At 62.7% G+C, this 23,082-nt stretch carries 22 protein-coding genes; 8 read left to right on the plus strand and 14 right to left on the minus strand.

Translation table 11 applies throughout. From position 1 onward, the window contains the following. Positions 1-9: 9 nt before the first annotated feature. Positions 10-2,286, minus strand: a complete 2,277-nt coding sequence (locus GTP69_RS20640) for a TonB-dependent hemoglobin/transferrin/lactoferrin family receptor (protein WP_229261066.1) — start codon at positions 2,284-2,286, stop codon at positions 10-12. Between the two features lie 179 nt (positions 2,287-2,465). Between GTP69_RS20640 and GTP69_RS20645 the strand changes: the two genes are divergently transcribed. After that, positions 2,466-2,909, plus strand: coding sequence for a hypothetical protein (locus GTP69_RS20645; RefSeq protein ID WP_161056609.1), 444 nt, complete (start codon positions 2,466-2,468; stop codon positions 2,907-2,909). On the opposite strand, the gene GTP69_RS20650 is transcribed toward GTP69_RS20645, so the two are convergent. The 11 genes from GTP69_RS20650 to pyrG all read right to left on the minus strand — a co-directional run bounded on the left by GTP69_RS20650 (position 2,910) and on the right by pyrG (position 12,217). Next, positions 2,910-3,440 (minus strand): gamma carbonic anhydrase family protein, encoded by a 531-nt coding sequence (locus GTP69_RS20650; RefSeq protein WP_161056610.1) that lies wholly within the window; start codon positions 3,438-3,440, stop codon positions 2,910-2,912. Positions 3,441-3,451: 11 nt separating this feature from the next. Next, the gene (locus tag GTP69_RS20655) at positions 3,452-4,234 is read right to left on the minus strand and encodes a transporter substrate-binding domain-containing protein (protein WP_161056611.1); all 783 of its coding nucleotides are present in this window, start codon (positions 4,232-4,234) and stop codon (positions 3,452-3,454) included. Positions 4,235-4,282: 48 nt separating this feature from the next. Further along, the gene (locus GTP69_RS20660) at positions 4,283-4,915 is read right to left on the minus strand and encodes a glutathione S-transferase (protein WP_161056612.1); all 633 of its coding nucleotides are present in this window, start codon (positions 4,913-4,915) and stop codon (positions 4,283-4,285) included. Positions 4,916-4,978: 63 nt separating this feature from the next. Then, complete coding sequence (locus GTP69_RS20665; RefSeq protein ID WP_161056613.1) at positions 4,979-5,677, minus strand: aspartate/glutamate racemase family protein; 699 nt, start codon at positions 5,675-5,677, stop codon at positions 4,979-4,981. Between the two features lie 31 nt (positions 5,678-5,708). Further along, complete coding sequence (locus tag GTP69_RS20670; protein WP_229261067.1) at positions 5,709-6,677, minus strand: L,D-transpeptidase family protein; 969 nt, start codon at positions 6,675-6,677, stop codon at positions 5,709-5,711. Positions 6,678-6,728: 51 nt separating this feature from the next. Beyond that, entirely contained in the window at positions 6,729-7,109 is a 381-nt protein-coding gene (locus GTP69_RS20675) for a VOC family protein (RefSeq protein WP_161056614.1), read from the minus strand. A gap of 3 nt (positions 7,110-7,112) precedes the next feature. Further along, complete coding sequence (locus tag GTP69_RS20680; protein WP_161056615.1) at positions 7,113-7,814, minus strand: transporter substrate-binding domain-containing protein; 702 nt, start codon at positions 7,812-7,814, stop codon at positions 7,113-7,115. 120 nt (positions 7,815-7,934) lie between these two features. Next, positions 7,935-8,264: a cell division protein FtsB gene (gene ftsB / locus GTP69_RS20685; RefSeq protein ID WP_161056616.1), complete on the minus strand. Its 330-nt coding sequence runs from the start codon at positions 8,262-8,264 to the stop codon at positions 7,935-7,937. Positions 8,265-8,306: 42 nt separating this feature from the next. Beyond that, entirely contained in the window at positions 8,307-9,590 is a 1,284-nt protein-coding gene (eno, locus tag GTP69_RS20690) for a phosphopyruvate hydratase (RefSeq protein WP_161056617.1), read from the minus strand. Between the two features lie 126 nt (positions 9,591-9,716). Beyond that, positions 9,717-10,571: a 3-deoxy-8-phosphooctulonate synthase gene (gene kdsA / locus GTP69_RS20695; protein ID WP_161056618.1), complete on the minus strand. Its 855-nt coding sequence runs from the start codon at positions 10,569-10,571 to the stop codon at positions 9,717-9,719. Beyond that, positions 10,568-12,217 carry a CTP synthase gene (gene pyrG, locus GTP69_RS20700; protein WP_110844634.1) on the minus strand — a complete coding sequence of 550 codons (1,650 nt, stop codon included), beginning with the start codon at positions 12,215-12,217 and terminating at the stop codon, positions 10,568-10,570. The genes kdsA and pyrG overlap by 4 nt, the downstream gene beginning before the upstream one ends. A 144-nt stretch (positions 12,218-12,361) precedes the next feature. Here pyrG and GTP69_RS20705 point away from each other — a divergent pair, with 144 nt between their 5' ends. Next, on the plus strand, positions 12,362-12,781 hold the full coding sequence (locus GTP69_RS20705; RefSeq protein ID WP_110844635.1) for a PRC-barrel domain-containing protein: 420 nt from the start codon (positions 12,362-12,364) through the stop codon (positions 12,779-12,781). Further along, entirely contained in the window at positions 12,781-12,957 is a 177-nt protein-coding gene (locus GTP69_RS20710; protein WP_161056619.1) for a hypothetical protein, read from the plus strand. Before GTP69_RS20705 ends, GTP69_RS20710 begins: the two co-directional genes overlap by 1 nt. Here the strand turns inward: GTP69_RS20710 and GTP69_RS20715 are convergent, their stop codons facing one another. Both GTP69_RS20715 and GTP69_RS20720 read right to left on the minus strand, forming a co-directional pair. Further along, positions 12,958-16,122 carry an error-prone DNA polymerase gene (locus GTP69_RS20715; protein WP_161056620.1) on the minus strand — a complete coding sequence of 1,055 codons (3,165 nt, stop codon included), beginning with the start codon at positions 16,120-16,122 and terminating at the stop codon, positions 12,958-12,960. A 51-nt stretch (positions 16,123-16,173) separates the two neighbouring features. Beyond that, a complete protein-coding gene (locus GTP69_RS20720; RefSeq protein ID WP_161056621.1) occupies positions 16,174-16,974 on the minus strand; it encodes an alpha/beta fold hydrolase in 801 nt (266 codons plus the stop codon). A gap of 90 nt (positions 16,975-17,064) precedes the next feature. Here GTP69_RS20720 and GTP69_RS20725 point away from each other — a divergent pair, with 90 nt between their 5' ends. The 5 genes from GTP69_RS20725 to GTP69_RS20745 all read left to right on the plus strand — a co-directional run bounded on the left by GTP69_RS20725 (position 17,065) and on the right by GTP69_RS20745 (position 23,012). Beyond that, positions 17,065-17,853, plus strand: coding sequence for a PhzF family phenazine biosynthesis protein (locus GTP69_RS20725; RefSeq protein WP_161056622.1), 789 nt, complete (start codon positions 17,065-17,067; stop codon positions 17,851-17,853). A 118-nt stretch (positions 17,854-17,971) separates the two neighbouring features. Further along, positions 17,972-20,371, plus strand: coding sequence for a TonB-dependent receptor plug domain-containing protein (locus GTP69_RS20730; RefSeq protein WP_161056623.1), 2,400 nt, complete (start codon positions 17,972-17,974; stop codon positions 20,369-20,371). Positions 20,372-20,426: 55 nt separating this feature from the next. After that, positions 20,427-20,726, plus strand: coding sequence for a hypothetical protein (locus GTP69_RS20735; protein WP_161056624.1), 300 nt, complete (start codon positions 20,427-20,429; stop codon positions 20,724-20,726). 83 nt (positions 20,727-20,809) lie between these two features. Further along, complete coding sequence (locus tag GTP69_RS20740) at positions 20,810-21,289, plus strand: DUF2844 domain-containing protein (protein WP_161056625.1); 480 nt, start codon at positions 20,810-20,812, stop codon at positions 21,287-21,289. A gap of 10 nt (positions 21,290-21,299) precedes the next feature. Next, positions 21,300-23,012, plus strand: coding sequence for a DUF3443 family protein (locus GTP69_RS20745; protein WP_161056626.1), 1,713 nt, complete (start codon positions 21,300-21,302; stop codon positions 23,010-23,012). Positions 23,013-23,082 lie beyond the last annotated feature (70 nt).

The raw sequence follows: 23,082 nt of genomic DNA on the forward strand, positions 1-23,082 counted from the left end.
GCTAGCTCCTTAGTAAATCACTTTGAGGTCGAATGCATAGTTGCGACCTGGACGGGTCTGGCGTTCGATGTCGGCCAGCGTGGCGGCCGTGGTGCCGGCCGGCAGGCTGCGCGACGAGGCGTAGTCCCAGTATTTCTTGTCGCCCAGGTTGTAGACGCCACCGCTGAGGGTGACGTGCTTGTTGATGTTCCAGTACGCCGTCAGGTCCAGCACGCTGTAGCCGGGCACATCGAACAAGGTGGTGGTGCTGCCGGTCAGCACGTCGCCGACGGCACGCTTGCCGCGCGCGGTGCTGGCGGTCAGTGCCGCACCGCCGCGCAGGGCCGGATCGTCATAGGCGAAGGTGGCGTTGGCTTTGTATGGCTGCACCGATGGCAGGTCGGCTTTCTTGCCGGTGGCGGTGTTTTCCGAGGTGCCTTTGGAGGCGCCGGCCGCGACATTGACGCTATAGCCTTTCATCGCCGGCAGCCACTGGGCCAGCTGGAAGTTCGAGCTGAATTCCACGCCGTAGATGTTGGCCTTGCCGATGTTTTCCGGACGGTACAGGCCGAAGGTGATGGTCGGATAGTTGACCGGGTCCGGCGCCTGCGTGGCGTACTCGATGAAGTTGCTGTAGCGGGTATCGAATACGGAGGCGCTGAATTCCACGCCCGGCGTCGGCGCGCCTTTCAGGCCCACTTCAAAGGCGTTGCTGGTTTCCTTTTGCAGGTTGGGATTGCCCAGCACGGCGTAACCGTTGCCGGCGGCGGTGTAGCTGAACGAGTCGTAGGTGCCGGTGCGCTCGGCCGCCGACGGCAGGCGCGTGCCGCGCGAATATTGCGCAAAGGCGTTGAAGTTGGGCGCCACTTCCACCGACAGGTTCAGCGATGGCGTCAGGAAGGAGTCGGTTTCTTCCTTGATTTCCTTGGCCGCGCTCGGTACCGCGACGATGTAGCTTTGCAGGTTCTTTGGCGTCAGCTTGCGCTGCTCGCCGCGCAGGCCCGGCGTCAGCGTGGCTTGCTTGCCGCCCAGCGTGAAGCCGATCTCGTCGCGCACATAGGCGACGAATTTGTCGGTGTCCATGTCGACCATGCGGTTCTTCAGCGTGTACTGGTGCACGCCGGTCTTGACCACCACGCGGTCCTCGCTCCACGGACGGCGGGTTTCCTGCTGCTCGTAGCTGACGCCGTAGCTCAGCAGATTGCCGGGAGCCAGCTGCTTGGTGGCGTCGGCGGCGATGCCTTTGCTGTCGTTGAAGTAGCCGGTGTTGATGTCGCGCACGTACGGTTGCGCGCCGGTGATGTAGTCGGCGTGGGTCAGATCCACCACTTCGGCTTTTTGCGTGAACAGTTTGGTGTCCAGCGTATCGAACAGGGCGATGCCGACCGGCGTCCACTGATGCTCGACGCTGAAACGGTTGCGCTTGGTGTTGGAGTTCTGCGTCGCGCCATCCGGGTACGACGAGCCGACCTTGTTGTCGAATTCGCGGTTGTGCTCGTTCTTGTAGCTGTCGATGGTGAAGCCCAGTTTCTGACCTTTGGCGATGGTCCAGTTCAGCTTGGCCAACACGGCGGTCGAATCCCAGTCGTCCGGATTCGATGGCGCGGTGCTGTTGATCATCGATTGGTCGCCGGTGCGGTGCGCCACCACGAGCAGGGCTTTCAGGCTCGGGCTGATTTCAGCGGCGCCGGTGACCGCATGCAGGCGCATGCCATGGTCCGAGGTGTGGCCGAACTTGTATTCGCCGTAGACCTTGCGGGTGCCGTCCAGGTAGTCTTCCGGGTCCTTGGTAATGAAGGATACCGAACCGCCCAGGCCCGGCGTGCCGCCGGCGGTCGGACTGGCGCCGGAACCGACGCGCACTTCGCGGAAGGTTTCCGGATCGAAGTAATCACGGCCGATGCCGAACGAGCTGTTCGAGGTGCCGTCCGGACGCGAGGCGGCGTCCGGCAGCGAGATGCCGTCCACTTCCAGGCTGATGCGGTTGCCTTCGACGCCGCGGATGTTGATGCCGGTATTGCCGGCGCCATCCCAGATATTGCCGCCGCCGCTGGCTGCGGACGGCACCGCCACCAATGGCGAGTAGCGGGCGATGTTGGCCATGTCGATGGCGTTGTTCTGCTCCAGCTGGCGCGAGGTCAGCACGGTGGTGCTGCCGTTTTTGGTGGAATTAACGTCGTCGCGCTTGGCCTTGACCAGGATCTCCGACAATTCGGAAGCGGACTTGGCCGGCGCATCCTGCGCTACCGCCGGAAGGATGGCGGCGCCCAGCATCACCAGCAGGGCCGAGCGGACGTGAAGAGACAATGGCGCGGCCCGATGCCGAGCGCCCGTAGGGGTAGCAATCATAGTTTTCCAAGAGAGAAGTTGAACGGCTGGCTCTCGGAACGTGAACGATTGCTGGCAAAGGAGACATCCTAACAATAATGATTCTCATTTACAAGTGCTATTGCAATCAATCTTGGTAGATCCGCTACAATCCATGTATGGAACGTCTTTCTTTGACCACGCCCAATATGGCCGCCGCCAGCTACCCAGGCTGGGCGCCAGCTGCCTGCGCGGTGGCCGCGTTTGCCGGCGCGCTGATGGCCATGGCATTGACTGCCATCTGGCCGCTGGCCATCAGCCTGGGCGGCACGCTGGCGTGCGGCTGGCTGCTGCATACGCAGCCGCTGGAACGGGAAGTGGAATATTTTTCGGCCGATGAAGACGGCCTGCGCTACGTACACGTACCCGGCCAGGACGGCCGGGTGTCGCGCTACAAATGGACGGAGATCCTGGAAGTGCGCGCCGCCGAGGGTGGCCTCAGCATACAGACCGGCCGTGGCGCGCTGAAAGGCGCGGCGGTGTTTTTGCCGATGCACTCGGCTGCGGACAGCAAGGCCGCTAGCGCGGCAGCCAGCCAGTGGCTGGCGGAGTATCGGCTGTAATCAGCCGGCCAGATAGTTGTTCTTCACGCGCACATAGTGCTCGGCCGAATACTTCAGGTAGGCGATTTCTTCCGGCGTCAGCGCCCTCACCTTCACCGCCGGACGGCCGACGTACAAGTGGCCGCTCTCCAGCACCTTGCCCGGCGATACCAGGCTGCCGGCGCCAACCATCACCTGGTCCTGCACCACCACATCGTCCATGATGATGGCGGCCATGCCGATCAACACTTCATTGCCGATGGTACAGCCGTGCAACATGGCCTGGTGGCCGATGGTGACATAGTCGCCGATAATCAGCGGCGAGCCGTTCGGCTTCTTGTCATTCTTGTGCGACACGTGGCCCATGGCGAAATCCTGCACATTGGTGCAGTTGCCGATGACGATGCGGTTGACGTCGCCGCGCAGCACGGTGTTGCACCAGATCGAGCAATCCTTGCCGACGGTGACGTCGCCAATCACTTGCGCCGATGGATGCAGGTACAGGCCCTCGCCCAGCTGCGGCGTGGTGTTCAGGTAGGAAGTGACTGCCATGCGGTAAATCCTTATTTGCGGGAATATTTCGCCATCATACTGCTCAGCTCCTGCTGGTGGGTAGCCATCCAGGTCCAGACGGATTCCACCTGCTCGCGGTGCGCTGCATAGTAGGCTGGATTGGTGGCTAGCCAGATATTGCTGCTGAACAGCGGCACGCGCAGGCGCACCACTTCATTGCCGTAGCGTTCGGCGATCGACTGGTCCATATCGTTGACCGCCCCGACCGTCAGCGCCACGCCATCCACGCGCTTTAGCTTGAGTTTGCCGACATTGCTTTCCAGGTCGCGTCCGCCCTCGTCAACCTTGATGCCGGCGTCGCGCAGCGCGTCGGCATACGGTGCGCCGTAGGGCACGCCGATCACGCGGCCCTGAAAATAGCGCGGCGTAATGGTGTCGGCCGGCAGCTGGTCGGCGGCGCGCACCAGCACGATGATGCTGGTGTGGACCGCGCGGCTGCGGTCCAGCACGCCGTTTCGGTCACGCGGCAGCGTCACTTCGGTCGGCAGTTCGGCGCGTTCTTCGATCGGCAGATAGTCGATGGCGCCGGTTTGCAAGGCGATGCGCAGGCGGTTGGCCGGCAGGCGCACAAACTGCACCGGGCATGGAATCGCCGCAGCCGCAGCGGCGCGCAGGTAATCGACTGCCACACCGGCCGGCTCCGGCACCTCGGCGCCCTTGCCCAGCCAGTAAGGCGGCCGGTCCTGATCCATATAACCAATGCGTACCGGCGGACAGGCGGCTTGAACGCCGGTGGTGACCAGCAAGGCAAAGGCAAGCAAGAGGCGCGGCATAAACCAGGACAATTTTAGTGACGAAAACGTCATTATACGTGTGACAAGTCAGCCCTGGTAAGTGCTGTCGCCATGCGGCGCGGCGCGGAACTCCGGCAGCGCTTCGGCCTCACGCGAATACGCGGCCAAGGCCGGATAATCGGCGGCCGAGACCACGTCCGGCAGCATCTGCTGGACGAAGTGCCAGGTGATGGCTTGCATCACGCCGGGCGGCGGCATGGCGGCGCTGGTGGCGTCCAGCGGCTGCTGCTGCTGTTCCACTTCCAGCACGTCCAGCGCGGCGCGCAGTTGCAGGATGACGCGGTCGGCCCACGGCAGGTGCAGCTTCTCGGCCGGACGCAAATTGCGTTCGTAGACCAACTGCACCGCCTTGTCACAAGCCGCCAGCGCCAGGCCCAGCAGGCGCTGCGAGCGCATCAGCTCGGTCGGCATGGACGGCGTGCGGCGCGCCGATGGGCGGGCGATGGATTCGGCGTATTGCAGGATCAGCGTGGAGTCCATCAACGCGTTGCCTTCCTCATCCACCAGCGTCGGCGCCTTGACCACCGGATTAATCTGCCGAAACTGCTCGAACGTGCTGAACACCGACAGCGACTGGTGCTCGAACTTCAGCCCCAGCAACTGCAAAGACACCGCCACGCGGCGGACGTAAGGTGAATCCAGCATACCGATCAGTTTCATGTTGACTCCATAGTGGTGAGGCTTAAATGCAGAGTATAACGGCGACGGCCAGCCGCATGCGTTTCAAGCCTGATCGAGCGCCCACAAGGCGGCGCCATGGGCGTGGATCGCGGTGGTGTCAAACAGCGGCACGCTGGCGTCCTGCTGCGTCACCAGCAGCGAGATTTCCGTGCAGCCGAGAATGACCGCTTGCGCGCCCTGCGCCACCAGCGCGGCCATGATGCGGCGGTATTCATCGCGCGAGCCGTCGACGATGCGGCCGAGGCACAGTTCGTCGTAAATAATACGGTGGACGATCTCCCGGTCCGCCGGCGCGGGCACCACCACGTCAAGGCCGTGCAGTTGCTGCAAGCGCTCCTTGTAGAACGGCTGTTCCATGGTGAAGCGCGTGCCAAGCAGGCCAACCTTCTGCAGGCCGGCGTCCTTGATGGCCCGAGCAGTCGGGTCGGCGATGTGAAACAACGGTATGTCCACCGCTGCCTCAATGGCTGGTGCCACCTTGTGCATGGTGTTGGTGCACAACACGATGAAGTCCGCGCCTGCCGCCTGCACGCGACGCGCGGCATCGGCCATCATGGCGCCGGCCGCGTCCCAGTCGCCAGCATGCTGCAAGCGTTCGACCTCATGAAAGTCGACGCTGTACAGCACGACTTTGGCCGAATGCAGTCCACCCAGTTCGCGCTTGATGGTCTGGTTGACCTCGCGGTAGTACGGCACAGTGGATTCCCAGCTCATGCCGCCTATCAATCCTATGGTTTTCACATGCTCTCCTTTTACCAAGGAAAACAATATATCACCCGGCCTGCAGCAGCACGGCGGCGCCGCGCGCGACGGCGCGCACCACTTGCATCACGTCCCAGTTGGTGAGGCGGATGCAGCCGTGCGATTGGGTCTTGCCGATATTGCCCGGCTCGGGCGTGCCGTGGATGCCGTAGTGCTCTTTGCTGAGGTCGATCCAGGCCAGGCCGACCGGGTTGTTGGGGCCGGCCGCGATGCGGGCCTTGGTGTCGCCAGCCTTGGCGTCCCAGAACAGTTTGGGGTTGTAGCGGTATTCGGGATTGGTGGCCACGCCGCGCACCTGCCAGCGGCCTTCCGGCAGGGGATCGTGCTTGCTGCCGGTGCTGGCCGGGAATTGCGCGAACGGCATGCCGCCTGCGTCCAGCAAAGTCAGCGTGCCCTCTTTCGCATCGACCAGGATCGAGGCGGCTTTCGGCAGCGGCTTGATGATGGCGACGTTTGGCACCAGCAACTGCTCACCGGCCTTGTTCAGCTTCTTGCCGGGATTGAGGCGGCGCAGCAGTTCCGGGCTGCAATGGAAGCGCTCGCCCAGCGCTTCGGCCACGCTGGCGTAACCCAGCGCCGGCAGCTTGGCTTTGCCGGCCATGTCGGACGGCACCGGCACGTACGGACCGGCGACATCCTGCGCGGTCAGTGTGTAGACCTCCAGCACCGGCGCGTCATCGCGCTCCAGTTCCTGCCAGGTGGCGGCGTCGACGTTGCCGGTCAGCGGCAATTGATGCAGTTTCTGGAAACCGCGTATCGCCTGGTGCATATTGCTGCCGTAGGCCGCATCCATCTCGCCGGGAGAAAAATGCGCGCGGTCCAGCAACACCTGCGCGCGCAGCACATTCGGGCCGCTGGTATGGGGAACAACCGGCTTGGCGCGCTGCGCCAGGTTCAGGGTATCGGCGGCGGATAGCGCCGGCTCGGCGGCGTTTGCGCTGGACAGCGCCAGCATGGCGACAAAAAATAAGACTCTCAAACCAGACTCGGATCAAACCAGGGAGCTTATTCTATCCGACGGGATGAAGGATCAGCGTTCCAATTGCTGGCCGACTTCCCAGCTATGGCCGGCGGGGTCGGTAAAGTTGATAGTGCGCAGTCCCCATGGCCGATCCAGTGGGCCGTTGAGCGCAATACCACGCTGTTGCAGGCGCTCGCAGACCGCTTGCACATCCGCCACCCAGATGCTGAGCTGGAAGCGCGAACCGGCGTCGCGCGGGGCCACGGCGGCCGGCGCCACAATCTCCGGCGCATGGGCAATCTGCAACAGGTTGATCAGCACGTTGTCGAATTTGACGACGGTGCAGTTGTCGTCCTCGTACTCGACCGGCACGCCAAACACATCCAGATAAAACGCCTTGGCTGCCGGCAGGTCTTCCACAAACAAGCTGATCGCGCTGATGTGCTGCATGGCTTAGTCCTTCTTGTAGCGTTGCATGACGTAGCCGAGGCGGCCGCGGTTGGTGTCCAGCCAGGTCCACAGGGCTTCGGCCTGCTGCGGATGGGCGTGGTAGTAGCTGTCGTTGAAGGCCAGCCACAGGCGGATGTTGAGCAGCGGCTGCGGCAGTTGCACGATCTCGCCCTTGTACTTGGCCAGCGTCTGCTTCAGATGGGCCGGCGCCACGGCGGCCACCACCACGCCGTCCACCCGGCCCAGCCGCAGTTTTTCGATATTGCGGTCGAGGTCGCGGGCGCCGTCGTCCAGCGTCAGGCCGGATTCGCGCAGGCGGGGCGCGTAGCTGTTGCCCATCGGGATGCCGAGCGTCTTGCCCTTGAAGTATTGCATCGGGTTGGTGCTGGCCGGCAGCTTGTCGCTCTTACGCACCAGCACCAGCACCTGGTTGTGCAGGGCACGGTTCAAATCGATATTGCCAACCTTGTCGCGCGGGATGGCGATTTCGGCCGGATAGAAACTCATCTCGCCCAGCGGCGCCAGGTCGATATCGCCGGCGGCCAGCGCCACCTTGATGCGCGCCGCCGGCAGCCGCACCCACACCGGCGTGCAGCCGAAGCCGGCGCCCAGCACGGCGTCATGGATCAGGTCGACCGCCGCGCCGGGCGGATCGGGCACCTTGTCGCCATCGCCGAGCCAATAAGGCGGACGATTCTGGTCCATATAACCAACACGGATGGGAATGCAATCAGCCGCCCGCACCAAGGGCGCAGCGATGATAGCGGTAGCAGCCACAGCGGCAAGCAACATCAACGATATGCCAGCGCGCAGCGTCATAGGAGGTCAGGGAGTGGTGGGTTCAGCCGGCTTGGGGGCCAGCGGTGCAAGTGCCGCAGCCTGGCCCTTGCCGACGATCTGGATGAAGATCTCGTTCTGTTTGATCATGCTGAGCTCGTAGCGAGCTCGTTCTTCGACCGCGCCGGTGCCGTCCTTCAGGTCGCGCACTTCGGAGTCGAGCTTGGCGTTACGCGCCAGCAGTTCGGCATTCTTCTTGTGCGCCGCATCGACCTGCATCTCGAAATCCTTGACGCGCAGCCAGCCGCCCTTCCCCAGCCATAGCGGGTACTGGATCAACAACAGCAGGAAAGCCAGTCCGAGCGTAATCAGGCGCATGAGGTGAATGCGGCCGGATTTGCTCCGGCCGCGCTTGCTTAATTACTTCAGATTATAGAACGCATCGCGGCCTGGGTAGGAAGCGATATCGCCCAGATCTTCCTCAATGCGCAGCAGCTGGTTGTATTTCGCCATGCGGTCCGAACGCGACATCGAGCCGGTCTTGATTTGCAGGGCGTTCATGCCAACCGCGATATCGGCGATGGTCGAATCTTCGGTTTCGCCCGAACGGTGCGAGATCACGGCCGTGTAGCCGGCGCGCTTGGCCATTTCGATGGCGGCGAAGGTTTCGGTCAGGGTGCCGATCTGGTTGATCTTGATCAGGATCGAGTTGGCGATGCCTTTCGAGATGCCTTCTTTCAGGATCTTGGTGTTGGTGACGTACAGGTCGTCGCCCACCAGCTGGACTTTCTTGCCCAGTTCCTTGGTCAGGATCGCCCAGCCTTCCCAGTCGCCTTCGTGCATCGCGTCTTCGATCGAGATGATCGGGTACTTGTCGCACCAGGTCGCCAGCAGGTTGGTGAACTCGGTCGCGGTCAGCGACAGGCCTTCACCTTCCAGTTCGTATTTGCCGTCTTTGTAGAACTCCGACGCCGCGCAGTCCAGGCCGATGGCGATCTGGGTGCCTGGCTCGTAGCCGGCCTGCTCGATCGCTTCGATGATCAGCTTGATCGCTTCTTCGTGGTTGGCCAGCGAAGGAGCAAAGCCGCCTTCGTCGCCGACGTTGGTGTTCAGACCCTTCTTGTGCAGGATCTTTTTCAGCGTGTGGAACACTTCCGCGCCGTAACGCACGGCTTCCTTGAACGACGGGGCGCCGACTGGAATGATCATGAATTCCTGGATGTCCAGGTTGTTGTCGGCGTGTGCGCCGCCGTTGATCACGTTCATCATCGGCACTGGCAGTTGCATCGCGCCCGAACCGCCGAAATAGCGGTACAGCGGCAGGCCGGCTTCTTCAGCAGCAGCCTTGGCGACAGCCATCGACACCGCCAGCATCGCGTTGGCGCCCAGGCGTGCCTTGTTTTCCGTACCGTCCAGGTCGATCAGAGTGCGGTCCAGGAAGGCTTGTTCATTGGCGTCCAGGCCCATGATGGCTTCCGAGATTTCGGTGTTGATGTTTTCGCAGGCTTTCAGCACGCCCTTGCCGAAGTAACGCTTCGGATCGCCGTCACGCAGTTCGATCGCTTCGCGCGAACCGGTCGAGGCGCCGGACGGCACCGCTGCGCGGCCCATCACGCCCGATTCCAGCAGGACGTCGCATTCGACGGTTGGATTGCCGCGCGAATCGATTACTTCACGGCCGATAATATCAACGATAGCACTCATGTCATTCTCCAAAGTTAGGCGATACGAAGTCGCGCCGCGTCTTTACGCGCGTTGCGAGGTCAAGGATAACGGGAATTGTACCCGGTGCAGAGAACATTGTTAAAGTTTCCACACCGGGCAGGCTGCTTAGTTGAAGCTGTTCTCCAGGAAGCCAGCTTTTTTGGTAGCGCGGTCCAGTTCGATCAGAACGGACAGCAGGTCCTTCATGCGGCCCAGCGGTACGGCGTTGGGGCCGTCCGACAAGGCTTCTGCAGGGTTGGGATGGGTTTCCATGAACAGGCCATCGACGCCCACCGCCACGGCCGCGCGCGACAGCACCGGCACCATCTCGCGCATGCCGCCCGAGGAAGTGCCGTTGCCGCCTGGCAGTTGGACCGAGTGGGTCGCATCGAACACGATCGGCGCGCCGGTTTCGCGCATGATCGCCAGCGAGCGCATGTCGGACACCAGGTTGTTGTAGCCAAACGAGGCGCCGCGTTCGCAGGCCATGAAGTTGTCGTCAGGCAGACCGGCTTCCTTGGCGGCAGCGCGGGCCTTGTCGATCACGTTCTTCATGTCGTGCGGGGCCAGGAACTGGCCCTTCTTGATGTTGACCGGCAGGCCGGACTGCGCGCAGGCGACGATGAAGTCGGTCTGGCGGCACAGGAAGGCCGGGGTCTGCAACACGTCCACCACTTTCGAGGCCACTTCGATGTCTTCGATCGAGTGGACGTCGGTCAGCACCGGCACGCCCAGTTCGCGTTTGACGGCGGCCAGGATCTCCAGGCCCTGCTCGCGGCCTGGGCCGCGATAGGATTTGCCCGACGAGCGGTTGGCTTTGTCGAACGAGGCCTTGAAGATGAAAGGAATGCCCAGTTCGGTGGTGATGTCCTTCAGCGTGCCGGCGGTATCGAACGCCATCTGGCGCGATTCCACCACGCAGTTGCCGGAAATCAGGAAGAACGGCTTGTCCAGGCCGACGTCAAATCCGCACAGTTTCATGCTGCCTCTCCTGCTGCCTTGTGGGCCAGCGCTGCCTTGATGTAAGACGTGAACAGCGGATGGCCGTCACGCGGGGTCGATTTGAATTCAGGGTGGTACTGCACGCCCATATACCATGGGTGCGAATTGTCGCCGGTACGTGGCAGTTCCATGATTTCGCACAGGTCTTCGGTCGGCGTGCGGGCCGCCACCACCAGGCCGGCCGCTTCCACGCGCGGCAGGTAGTGGTTGTTGGCTTCGTAACGGTGACGGTGACGCTCAGTCACCACCGCGCCGTAGATTTCCGAGGCCAGCGTGCCTGGCTTGATGGCGCAGGTTTGCGCGCCGAGGCGCATGGTGCCGCCCAGATCGGAATTCTCGTCGCGTTTTTCAACCTTGCCGTCCTGGCCTTGCCATTCGTCGATCAGGGCGACGACAGGCTGGGCGGTGTCGAGGTCGAACTCGGTCGAGTTGGCTTCGGTCAGGCCGGCCTTGTGGCGCGCGTATTCGATCAGCGCCACTTGCATGCCGAGGCAGATGCCCAGGTACGGAATCTTGTTTTCACGGGCGAACTGGGCCGCCATGATCTTGCCTTCCACGCCGCGCTTGCCGAAGCCGCCCGGTACCAGGATGGCGTCGTACTTGGCCAGGTTGTCGCAACCGGTGGTTTCGATCTCTTCCGAGTCGATGTACTCGATGTTGACCTTGGACTCGTTGTGGATGCCGGCGTGACGCAGCGCTTCGGTCAGCGATTTGTACGACTCGGTCAGTTCCACGTACTTGCCGACCATGCCGATCGACACTTCGGTCTTCGGATGTTCCAGCGTGTAGATCAAACGGCTCCACACCGACAGGTCGGCCGGCGCCGGGTTGATGTCCAGCGCTTCGCAGATGATCGCGTCCAGGCCCTGGTCGTGCAGCATTTGCGGCACTTTGTAGATGGTGTCGACGTCCCATACCGAAATCACGGCCTGCTCTTCGATGTTGGAGAACAGCGAGATCTTGGCGCGTTCGTCGTCCGGGATCGGACGGTCGGCACGGCACAGCAGCGCGTTCGGCGAGATGCCGATTTCACGCAGTTTCTGTACCGAGTGCTGGGTCGGCTTGGTTTTCAGTTCGCCGGCGGAGGCGATGAACGGTACCAGCGTCAGGTGCACGAAAGCGGTGTTCTTGCGGCCAGCACGCAGGCTCAGCTGACGCGCGGCTTCCAGGAACGGCAGCGATTCGATATCGCCGACGGTGCCGCCGATTTCGCACAGCGCCACGTCGTAGCCTTCGGCGCCGCGACGGATGTAGTCCTGGATTTCATTGGTGATGTGCGGAATCACCTGCACGGTCTTGCCCAGGTACTCGCCGCGGCGTTCCTTGCGGATCACCGATTCGTAGATCTGGCCAGTGGTGAAGTTGTTCACCTTTTTCATGCGGGTGGAAATGAAACGCTCGTAGTGGCCCAGGTCCAGATCGGTTTCTGCGCCGTCATCGGTGACGAACACTTCGCCGTGTTGCATAGGCGACATGGTGCCCGGATCGACGTTGATGTACGGATCGAGCTTGAGCATGGTGACTTTGAGGCCGCGCGATTCGAGGATCGCGGCGAGGGAGGCGGCGGCAATCCCTTTACCAAGGGAGGACACAACGCCACCGGTGACGAAGACAAATTTGGTCATTGCGGATGGTGCCGAACGGCACATGCGGGAAATTGAAATTATACACCAAAACCCCCGATTCTTCATCTTCCATGTGCATCAGCGTACAGACTCGGCTTGTCAAAAAGAACAAAATGAATGCTCAATACTTAAAGGAGATTCATGATGAGCTACGAAGATCGTGATCAATATGGCATGTATGTGGACAACGGCCATAAGGGTCCTGGCCCGGAACTGATGGGCGCTGACACGCTGATCGGCGACCACGTCCACAACCTGCAAAACGAGCACCTGGGCGAGATCAAGGAAATCATGCTCGACATGCGCACCGGTAAAATCGCCTATGCGGTGATGTCGTCCGGCGGCGTCCTGACCATCGGCGAAAAACTGTTTGCCGTGCCATGGGAAGCGCTGACGCTGGACACCGTCAACAAACGCTTCACGCTCAACCTCGACAAGGAACGCATCGAGGCGGCGCCCGGCTTCGACAAGGACAGCTGGCCCGACATGGCCAACCAGACCTGGGCTAGCCAGGTGCACAACTACTACGGCATCGGCGGGGATACCCGTCCAGGGGTGCGTTAATGTTTGCCGCCATCCTGGTGCTGGCCGGCGTTGCCGGCGTGGCCGGTCATTGGCTGTATCGCAACTACCTGGGCCGCCCCAAGCGGCTGCGGGGCAGCAGTCCCGTCATGCTCAGCAGTTGGGATGACGGACAGGAATCCATGGTGGCGGTACATTTGCGGCGTAGAAACCGTTAATTAGCAAAAATCGCGGCTGGTGGTCGGCAGCCTGCCCAGCAGGTGGGACATGTCGACCAGCCGCTTGGCAACCAGGTGGCGCACCATGCCCTCCTGTTGCCACACTCCATACACTCCCAGCAGCGGCGCACTCAGCACTTCGCGCCGCTGCTGTTCCAACAGCGCCGGCCAGATGATGACGTTGACGCTGCCAGTTTCGTCTTCCAGAGTCATAAAAATCACGCCCTTGGCGGTGCCGGGACGTTGCCGCACCGTGACCATGCCGCAGGCGCGCGCCACCATGTTGTTGGTGTAGGTGTTCAGCGTTTCGGCCGGCATGAAGCGGTGCTTCAGCAGCGTTTCGCGCAGCAGCGCCACCGGATGGCGACGCAGCGTCAGGCCGTGCGAGCGGTAGTCACCGAGGATGTCTTCGCCTTCACTGGGCGCCGGCAGCGTCGGCGTTTCCTCGTCGGGCATGGTGGGACGCAGCAAGTCCTTGTCGGGCACCGCGCCGACCGCTTGCCACAAGGCCTGGCGCCGATGGCCGGATAGACGGCTCAGCGCATCGCCACCGGCCAGCACTTGCAGCGCATGACGGTCAAGGTCGGCACGCCGAGCCAAGTCGGCGACGCTGGCGAACGGTCCGGCGGCGCGCGCAGCTTCGATGCGCAGCGCGGTGTCTTCGCGCATGCCTTTCAGCATGTTGAGGCCGAGCCGCACCGCCGGCTGCCCACGCTGGCCGGCCGGCTCCTCCAACGATGTTTCCCAGCCGCTGATGGTCACATCGATTTCGCGCACCACCACGCCGTGGCGCTTGGCGTCCTGCACCAGTTGCGACGGGCTGTAGAAACCCATCGGCTGGCTGTTCAGCAGCGCGCACAGGAACGCCGCTGGCTCGTGGCATTTGATCCAGGAGCTGGCGTAGCTCAGCAGCGCAAAACTGGCCGAGTGCGATTCCGGGAAGCCGTATTCGCCGAAGCCCTGGATTTGCTTGCAGATGGCGTCCGCGAAATCATCGTCATAGCCGCGCTCGCGCATGCCGTCCTTGATGCGCTGCTCGTACTTGTCGACGCCGCCCTTGCGCTTCCAGGCCGCCATGGCGCGGCGCAGCTGGTCGGCCTCGCCTTCGGTGAAGCCGGCGGCAATCTGGGCGATCTGCATCACCTGTTCCTGGAAGATCGGCACGCCCAGCGTGCGGCCCAGTGCTTCTTCCAGCTTGGGCGGATACACCACCAGCTTCTTGTTCATGCGCCGCTGCAAATACGGATGCACCATGCCGCCCTGTATTGGCCCTGGCCGCACGATGGCCACCTCAATCACCAGATCGTAAAACGTCCTCGGCCGCAGGCGCGGCAGCATGCTCATCTGCGCGCGCGATTCGATCTGGAACACGCCGATGGTGTCGGCCTCGCAGATCATGTCGTAGGTGTCGCGGTCCTCGCTGGGAATATCCTGCATGCGGAACCGTTGGCCGCGCTGCACGCTCAGCAGATCCAGCGTGCGCCGCAGTGCCGACAACATGCCGAGCGCCAGCACATCCACCTTCATCAGGCCCAGTTCCTCCAGATCATCCTTGTCCCACTGGATGACGTAGCGGTTTTCCATGGTGGCTTTTTCGATCGGCACCAGCCGCGTCAGCTTCTCGTGCGAAATGACGAAGCCGCCAGGATGCTGCGACAGATGGCGCGGGAAACTCAGCAGCGTGAAGGCCAGCGCGGCCCACTGTTGCGCCAGTTGCGATTCCGGGTCCAGTCCGCACTCGGCCAGCCGTCCCACCAGATCGTGACGGCTGTCGAACCAGCGTTGCGACTTGCAGACCCTTTCGACAATCGCCAGGTCCACGCCCAGCGCCTTGCCGCTGTCACGCAACGCGCTCTTGGGACGATAGCTGATGACCACCGCCGCCAGCGCCGCCCGGTCGTGGCCGTATTTTTTGTAGATGTATTGAATGACTTCCTCGCGCCGTTGGTGCTCGAAATCGACATCGATGTCCGGTGGCTCATTGCGTTCGCGGGAAATAAAACGCCCTGTCAGCATCTTGCTGCGCTCGGGATCGACCTCGGTCACGCCGAGGCAATAGCACACCACCGAGTTGGCGGCCGAGCCCCGGCCCTGACACAGGATGTCCTGCGAACGGGCGAAGCGGACGATGTCAAAAACGGTCAGAAAATAAGGCTCGTATCGCAATTCCGCAATCAGCTCCAGCTCGTTCTCGATTTGCGCCTGCACCTTGACCGAAGCGCCGCCGGGCCAGCGCCGCAACGCGCCGGCCGCCACCTCCTGCCGCAGATAGCTGGCCGGCGTGTGGCCGGGAGGGATCAGTTCGTGCGGATATTCGTAGCGCAGTTCGTCGAGGCTGAAGGTGCACTGCTCGGCGATTTTCAGCGTTTCCGCCAAGGCCGATTGCGGATACAGATTGGCCAGCTGCACGCGGGCGCGCAGATGCTGCTCGGCGTTCTGCGCCAGCGCATAACCGCACTCGCCCACCGGCTTGCCGACGCGGATCGCCGTTAGCGTATCCTGCAACGGCTTGCGCGAACGCACGTGCATGCACACCTGCCCCACCGCCACCACCGCCATCTGATGCTGCGACGCCACCTCGGCAATGCTGAGCCGGTGCGCCTCATCAAACGAGCGCAGCAGCAGATTCAGCCCCATCCAGACGCGGCCGGGGAAAGTCGCTTCCATCCACGCCGCCTGCGCATGCAAACGGTCCACATCGCCGGGGCGGTGCGCCGGATATTCCGGCAGCAGGATCAGCAGGCAATCCGGCAACCCTTTCAGATGCGCAAACTCCGGCGGCGGCGCAGTCAGGTCCGACGGCGTCAGCAGATAACTACCCTTGGCCACGCGGTTGCGCGCTATCGTAATCAGCTCACACAGATTGCCATAGCCCTCCTTGTTTTTCGCCAACGCGATGAACGACAACGCCGGCGTGCCATCCGGATTCGTCAGCCGAAAATAGCTGCCAATAATCAGCGGAAATTTCGCCTCTTTGGCCTCGGCGTGAGCACGCACTACGCCCGCCAGCGAGCATTCATCAGTGATGGCCAGCGCCGCATAATCGAGCTGAACCGCGCGCGCAACCAGCTCTTCGGCATGCGAAGCGCCTTGCAGGAACGAAAAATTGGACAAACAGAACAACTCGGCATAGGCCGGCAGTCCCAAGGCGGGTAGCGTGCTCATAGTGAATACTGTGTTTTTATACAGTATTTTACACTACCCGCTATTGGGGAACTATTTCCGCTGCGCGGCCATCATTTGCTGGATGGCGTCGATGATGACCTGAGGCGAGGCGGTTTGCATCTGGTGGTCGGAATCCACCACCATGGTTTTGGCTTGCGGATACATGGCGCGGACGAAGGCGATGGTTTGCGGGTCGCTGTTGACGACGCCAAAATCGACCGGCACGGCGGTTGCGCCTTTGGGCTGGTTGACCAGGCGGATCATCGGCTTGCCGTCAATATTGCCTTGGGCTAGCACCTGCTCGCCCGTCTCGTAAATGCCGGCGATTTCCTTGCGTATGATGCTGGAGAAGAACAGCCATTCGCCGGCCCGCGTCACCAGCGGAAAATCTTCCGGCTTCTTGATCACGCGCGGATTGAGCGCATCGACCAGCACGATGCCGGCCACTTCGTCCGGATGGCGCTTGGCGAATAGCTGCATGTACAAGCCGCCCAGCGAGTGCCCGACCAGGATGTACGGCGGCGCCATGCCTTCGTGCTGGAGGTTGCGGCGCAGTTCTTCGACGATGGTCAGGCCGTCGCGCGGCATGTCGGTGGTCGCGCTGTCGCCGTAGCCGGGACGGTTGTAGGCAAACACCGAGGCCTGCGGTGCGATGCCGTCGATGACCTTATCCCATTTGTCGACCGTCGCGCGGGAGCCGTTTTCAAAGACCACCGTGGCCGAGGCTGCCGGATTTTTCACCGCCACCAGTTCCACTTTGCGGCCGTCGATCAGTTGAGTGGTGACGGTCGCCGCCAGCACTGGGCTAGTCAACAGCAAGCCCGCCAGGCACATCACGGCACGTTTTGTCATAATGCCCATCCCTAACGAAAATTGCATTTTTCCAGACTGCGCGCCCCCAAGCGCGGAGAATGCGATGAAACGCAGATATGGAGACGCAGAATGCAAAATTCACAAGTACGGGAATTGCTGTGCTTTGGCATCGCACCCGACGGCGGCAACGCGGCGCTGGTGGTTCAGCACGACCACTCCAGCGCCGACCAGCGCCAGCAGTTCGCAAAGGAACGCAACAAGCCGGCTTGCGTGTTTATCGATACGGCGACCGATGGCAGCATCGTGCTGGACTTTTTCTATCCGCACATGCGCAGCCCGCTCTGTTCGCACGCCACGCTGGCGGCGGCCCGCGTGCTGCTGTCTGCCGAGTGGCCACGATTGGAGGTGCGCACCGCCATGCATGACCAACCGCTGACGCTGATCCTGCATGACGGCGAAGTGTTCCTGCAACTGTCGCCTCAATCAGCACCGCAAGTGGACCTGCCCGACGGGCTGGCGGAACAACTGCTGGCCGCGCCCGGCATCTGTCTGGCCTCGCCGCCGGCAATCGCTTCGGTTGGCAGCCCCAAATTGCTGCTGGAAGTGGCGGACAGTGTCACGCTGCAAGCGCTGACGCCCGATCTGCAAGGCATCGCCGACTGGGGCAAGCAGCAAGGCGTCAGCGGCGCCTACGTCTGGTGCCGCCGCCCGGACGGCGCGCTGGAAGGCCGCAGCTTCAACCATCTGAACCCGGCGGCGGAAGACTGTGCCACCGGCGTGGCGGCGGGCGCTCTCTGTGTGTTGCTCAAAAGCAGTGTCACACTCTACCAGGGCGCCAATCTCGGCACGCCCTGCCAACTGCGCGCAGAGTTCCTCGATGAAAGTATTTTAATTGGTGGAAAAACCGAATTTGCGTAGTGCTACGTAGAGCGCACACCCTAGTGGCGCGTGCATACAACACAAAATAATGTTTGCGCGTCAAAGTGATACAAAATCGTCTATCTATATGAAATATTTGCATAGAATCAAATTTTTCATGGGAGATGACAACGTGTTCAAAACAAAAACCCTACGCAAAGCCGTCTTGGTCGCACTGTACGGCGCCAGCGCGGTCGCAGTCACCCCGCTTACTTTTGCGCAAACTGATACCTCGATGCAGTCGGTCAGCGTGATCGGTTCGCGCCGCGCCACCAGCTCGGCCACCGATACCGTCGTGCCGGTCGATGTCATTCCGCTGAGCAAGATCAGCGAATCGGGCGGCCAATTCGACCTGGCGCAGACGCTGACCTATATTTCCCCGTCATTCAACTCGACCCGCCAAACCGGCTCCGACGGCGCCGACCTGGTCGACTCCGCCGCGCTGCGCGGCCTGGGCTCGGACCAGACCCTGGTGCTGGTCAACGGCAAGCGCCGCCACACCACGGCGCTGGTCAACCTGTTCGGCGCGCGCAACCGCGGCAACACCGGCACCGATATGAACGCCATCCCGATGCTGGCCATCAAGGACGTGCAAGTGCTGCGTGACGGCGCCGCCGCCCAGTACGGTTCGGACGCGATCGCCGGCGTGCTGGACATCGGCCTGAAGAAATCCAAGGGCTGCGAAGCGGTCGCCGGCTTCAGCGAATACTCGCGCCGCGACGGCAAGAATTACCTGGCCTCGGCCTACTGCGGCGTCGACATCGGCAACGGCGGCGTGCTCGGCATCACCGGCGAATACCTCGACCGTGGCCGCTCCAACCGCGCGGAAGACGGCAACCCGCGCACCATCGGCGACAGCAAGACCAAGAACCAGACCCTGTACCTGAACGGCGAACTGCCGACCGTCGGCACCGGCCGCCTGTACCTGACCGCCGGCGCGCAAACCCGCGACGCTTCGTCCGGCGCCTGGGCGCGCGGCGGCATCGACAGCGACGACATCCCGTCGCGCAACTCGGCCGCCATGTACCCGAACGGTTTCGTGCCATTCATCAACGCCACCATCGACGACCGCTACGCCACCATCGGCCACCGCAACCAGGTGGGCGAATGGAATATGGACCTGTCGCAGACCTACGGCTACAACAAGATGATCTACGACATCAGCAACACGCTGAATGCGTCGATCGCCAACAAGGATCTGCTGGCCGGCGGCAAGGGCATCAGCCCGACCAGCTTCAACGCCGGCGGTTTCTCGTTCGAACAGCTGACCACCAACCTCGATTTCAACCGCTACTTTGACGGCGTGATGGGCCGCGGCCTGAACGTCGCCTTCGGCGCCGAGTACCGTCACGAGAACTACAAGATCTACGCCGGCGAACCGGGCTCGTACATCGACGCCGACGGCGTGGGCATCGGCGGCGCGGCCGGCAGCCAGGGTTTCCCCGGCTTCCAGCCAGCCGACCAGGTCGACGCCAACCGTCACAACGTCGCCGCCTACCTCGATCTGGAAGCGGACCTGACCGACACCGTCAAGGCGCAAGGCGCAGTGCGCTATGAAAAGTACAGCGACTTCGGCTCGACCACCACCGGCAAGCTGGCCGGTAGCTGGCGCGTGGCGCCGACCGTGCTGTTGCGCGGTTCGGCCTCGACCGGCTTCCGCGCACCGTCGCTGCAGCAGATGTATTTCTCGTCGACCTTCACCGACTTCATCGGCGGCGTGCCGACCGACGTGGTGCTGGCGCCGAACAACAGCGCCGTCACCAACCTGGCCGGCATTCCCAAGCTGAAGGAAGAGAAGTCCACCAGCTTCACGCTGGGCTCGACCTGGACGCCGACGCAAGCCGTGTCCGTCACCGCCGACCTGTACCAGATCAAGATCAAGGATCGCATCGTGCTGTCGGGCCGCTTTGACGACAGCAACTACCCGGACCTGGCGACCAAGCTGGCGACGCTGGGCGTGGGCCAGGCGCAGTTCTTCGTCAACTCGGTCGATACCAAGACCAAGGGCCTGGACCTGACCGCGTCGCACAAGACCACCTTTGGCGCCGACAAGCTGACCACCTTCCTGGCGCTCAACGTCAGCAAGACTGAAGTGACCGGCATCCACGCGCCGGCCTCGCTGAAGGGTTATGAGGATGTGCTGCTGTCGGAGAAGGAACGCCTGTACATCGAGCAAGGCGCGCCGCGTTCCAAGGCCACGCTGGGCTTCGACTACGTCCACAGCGCCTGGGAAACCGATCTCAAGCTGATCTACTTCGGCCCGCAGACGCTGGGCACCTACAGCGGCACCGCCGCCGGCGTGGCCAACCAGCACTACGACGCCAAGGCTTCGGCCGACCTGAGCTTCACGTACACCATCAACAAGAACATGAAGTTCACGTTTGGCGGCAACAACATCTTCAACGTGCATCCGACCACGCAGAATCCGGATGAGACCGACAATGGCTTCAAGTACGAGTCGGTACAATTCGGTCTGAACGGCGCCTCCTACTTCGGCAGGCTCTACGTGAAGTTCTGAGCTAGCTCAATGTTGCGCGTTTGACGGTGGCAGTGACGGGGAATACGATCCTGGTATGGAAACCAGGATCGCAAAACTCGAAGAATTAATGGCCGACGCCCGCGCACGGCTGGATCAGTGCGCGACCAAAGCCGACCTTGAGGCGTTACGGGCCGAGATGCACAAGGGCTTTGCCGACATCATCAAGTGGATCGTCGGCACGGCGATTGTCATGAGTGGCACTGGCATCGTCGTCATGACCTTCGTGCTCAACAACGCGGTGCCCAAAACGCCGCCGCCGGCGCCTCTGCCGCCGGTGGTGATCTACACTCAGCCGGCGCCGGTTGCTCCTGCGGCTGCCGCGCCGCGCATGTAACGTTTTATTACATATCGCTAACCTAACTGAACGCGCGACCATTCTAGACTACCATTGTCTTTATTTTCGGCAATGGAGCGACGATGCGCCGCGCACTCACCCTGATGTTATTCCTGTCCATGCTACAAGGCGCACTCGCCTGGGCAGCACTGGGCAGCTCCCCGTCCGACTTCGGCACCACCACCACCACGCAAACCCGCATGGCGGCGCGCAGCCTGGCGGCCAGCAGCACCAGCAACGCCACCACTACGGCGGTCTACACCATCAGCCAAAGCACGCTCGACAGCGGCACCATCGTGCGCGAATACACCGATGCCAGCGGCGTGGTGTTCGCCGTCAGCTGGACCGGCCCGACCCTGCCGGACCTGCGCATGCTGCTCGGCGATAAATTCACCGTCATGACCAGCAACGCCGCCAAGCGTCCCAAGGCCGGTCATTCGCAACTGGCGGTCGACCAGTCCGACGTGGTCATCGTCTCCAGCGGCCACATGCGCGCGTATGCCGGCCAGGCCTGGATTCCCAGCGCCCTGCCGGCCGGGTTCGACACCACCACCATAGAATAAGGGAGTCTGCATGAAATTTTCTCATCTGGCAGGCGCCTTGCTGTGCCTGGCGCTAGCCGCCTGTGGCGGTGGCGGCAGTTCGTCGTCCACCGCGACCACCACCAGCACCCCCGAATCGATGGCCGTGGCCACGCCGGTCGTCAGCATCAGCGCCTCGCCGACCGCCACCACCACCGGCCAGGTCGTCACGCTGACCTGGAGCGTCGCCAACCCGACCGGCAGCAGCTGTACCGCCTCCGGCGCCTGGAGCGGCACGCTGGCCACCAGCGGCAGCCAGACCGTCACCGCCGGCGCGGCCGGCACCGCCAATTACACGCTGACCTGCGGCAGCGTCAGCAACACCGCCGTGGTTACCGTGGCCACGCCGCCGCCCTCGCCCACCGTCAGCCTGACGCTGGCGCCGGCCAACATCACCACTGCGCAAACCACCACGCTCAGCTGGTCGTCGGCCAACGCCACCAGTTGCATCGCCAGCGGCGCCTGGAGCGGCAGCAAAGCCACCTCCGGTTCGATCAGCATCACCCCTAGCGCGGTCGGCAACTTCACCTACAGTATGAGCTGCAGCGGCGACGGCGGCAGTGCCGACGCCAGCACCGCGCTCAGCGTCACGGCAGCGCTCAGCAACAGCACCGCCATCCTGGTCGATAGCGGCCCGAGCGGCGTCAGCGGCGTGATCAATGTGCCGTATGTCAGCGTCACCGTCTGCCGTCCCGGCACCAGCACCTGCCAGACCATCGACCACATACTGCTGGACACCGGCTCCTACGGCCTGCGCCTGCTGGCCGGCCAGCTCAGTTCGACGCTGGCGCTGCCGACCGTGACCACCGCCAGCGGCGCCGATGCCGGTGAATGCGGCAAGTTCATCAGCGGCTACACCTGGGGAGCGGTGCGCCAGGCCGACGTCAAGATGGCCGATGAAGTGGCATCCGCCATCTCCATCCAGGTGATCGGCGACACCGGCAGCAGCTACACCAGCACGCCATCGAGTTGCAGCAGCGCCGGCAGCAATATGGGCACGCTGGCGGCGCTCGGCGCCAACGGCATCCTCGGTGTCGGCATGTTCAAGCAGGATTGCGGCAGTTCGTGCGCCAACGCCGCCATCAGCGGCGCCTATTACGCCTGCGCCAACGGCAGTTGCACGGCCAGCGCCATGCCGCTGGTCAGGCAGGTCAGCAATCCGGTGTCCTCATTCGCCATCAACAACAACGGCTTGCTGATCACCATGCCAGCCGTCGGCACCGCCGGCCTGACCTCGGTCAGCGGCACGCTGGCATTCGGCGTCAACACCCAGAGCAACAACACCATCGCCAGCGAAACCATTTTCAAGGCCAACAGCAGCGGCGACTTCACCACCACCTACAACGGCAAGGCCTACAGCGCCAGCTTCATCGACAGCGGCTCGAACGGCTACTTCTTCCCTGACAGCAGCATCCGCCAATGCTCGGGCGGCGACTTCTACTGTCCGGCTGCGGCGTTGTCACTGAGCGCCACCAACACCGCCTCCGACGGCAGCGCCACCGGCGCCGTCAACTTCAACGTGGTCAACCTGGTCAACCTGGCCTCGACCATCACCGCGGCGCAGGTCGGCGGTACGGTCGGCAGCAGCAGCGCGTCCAGCAACTATTTCGACTGGGGCATGCCGTTCTTCTACGGTCGCCGCGTGTTCGTGGTCATGGAGAACAACACCGTGGCCGGCAAGACCGGACCGTACTGGGCGTATTGATTTGCGCAATGTCATATTGTTGTCACGATAAATAGCTAAAGTCGCAACCTTGAATTTTTCCTTTCGAGGT

Origin of the sequence: Duganella levis (assembly GCF_009857605.1) — a bacterium.
Taxonomy (GTDB): Bacteria; Pseudomonadota; Gammaproteobacteria; order Burkholderiales; family Burkholderiaceae_D; genus Rugamonas; species Rugamonas levis.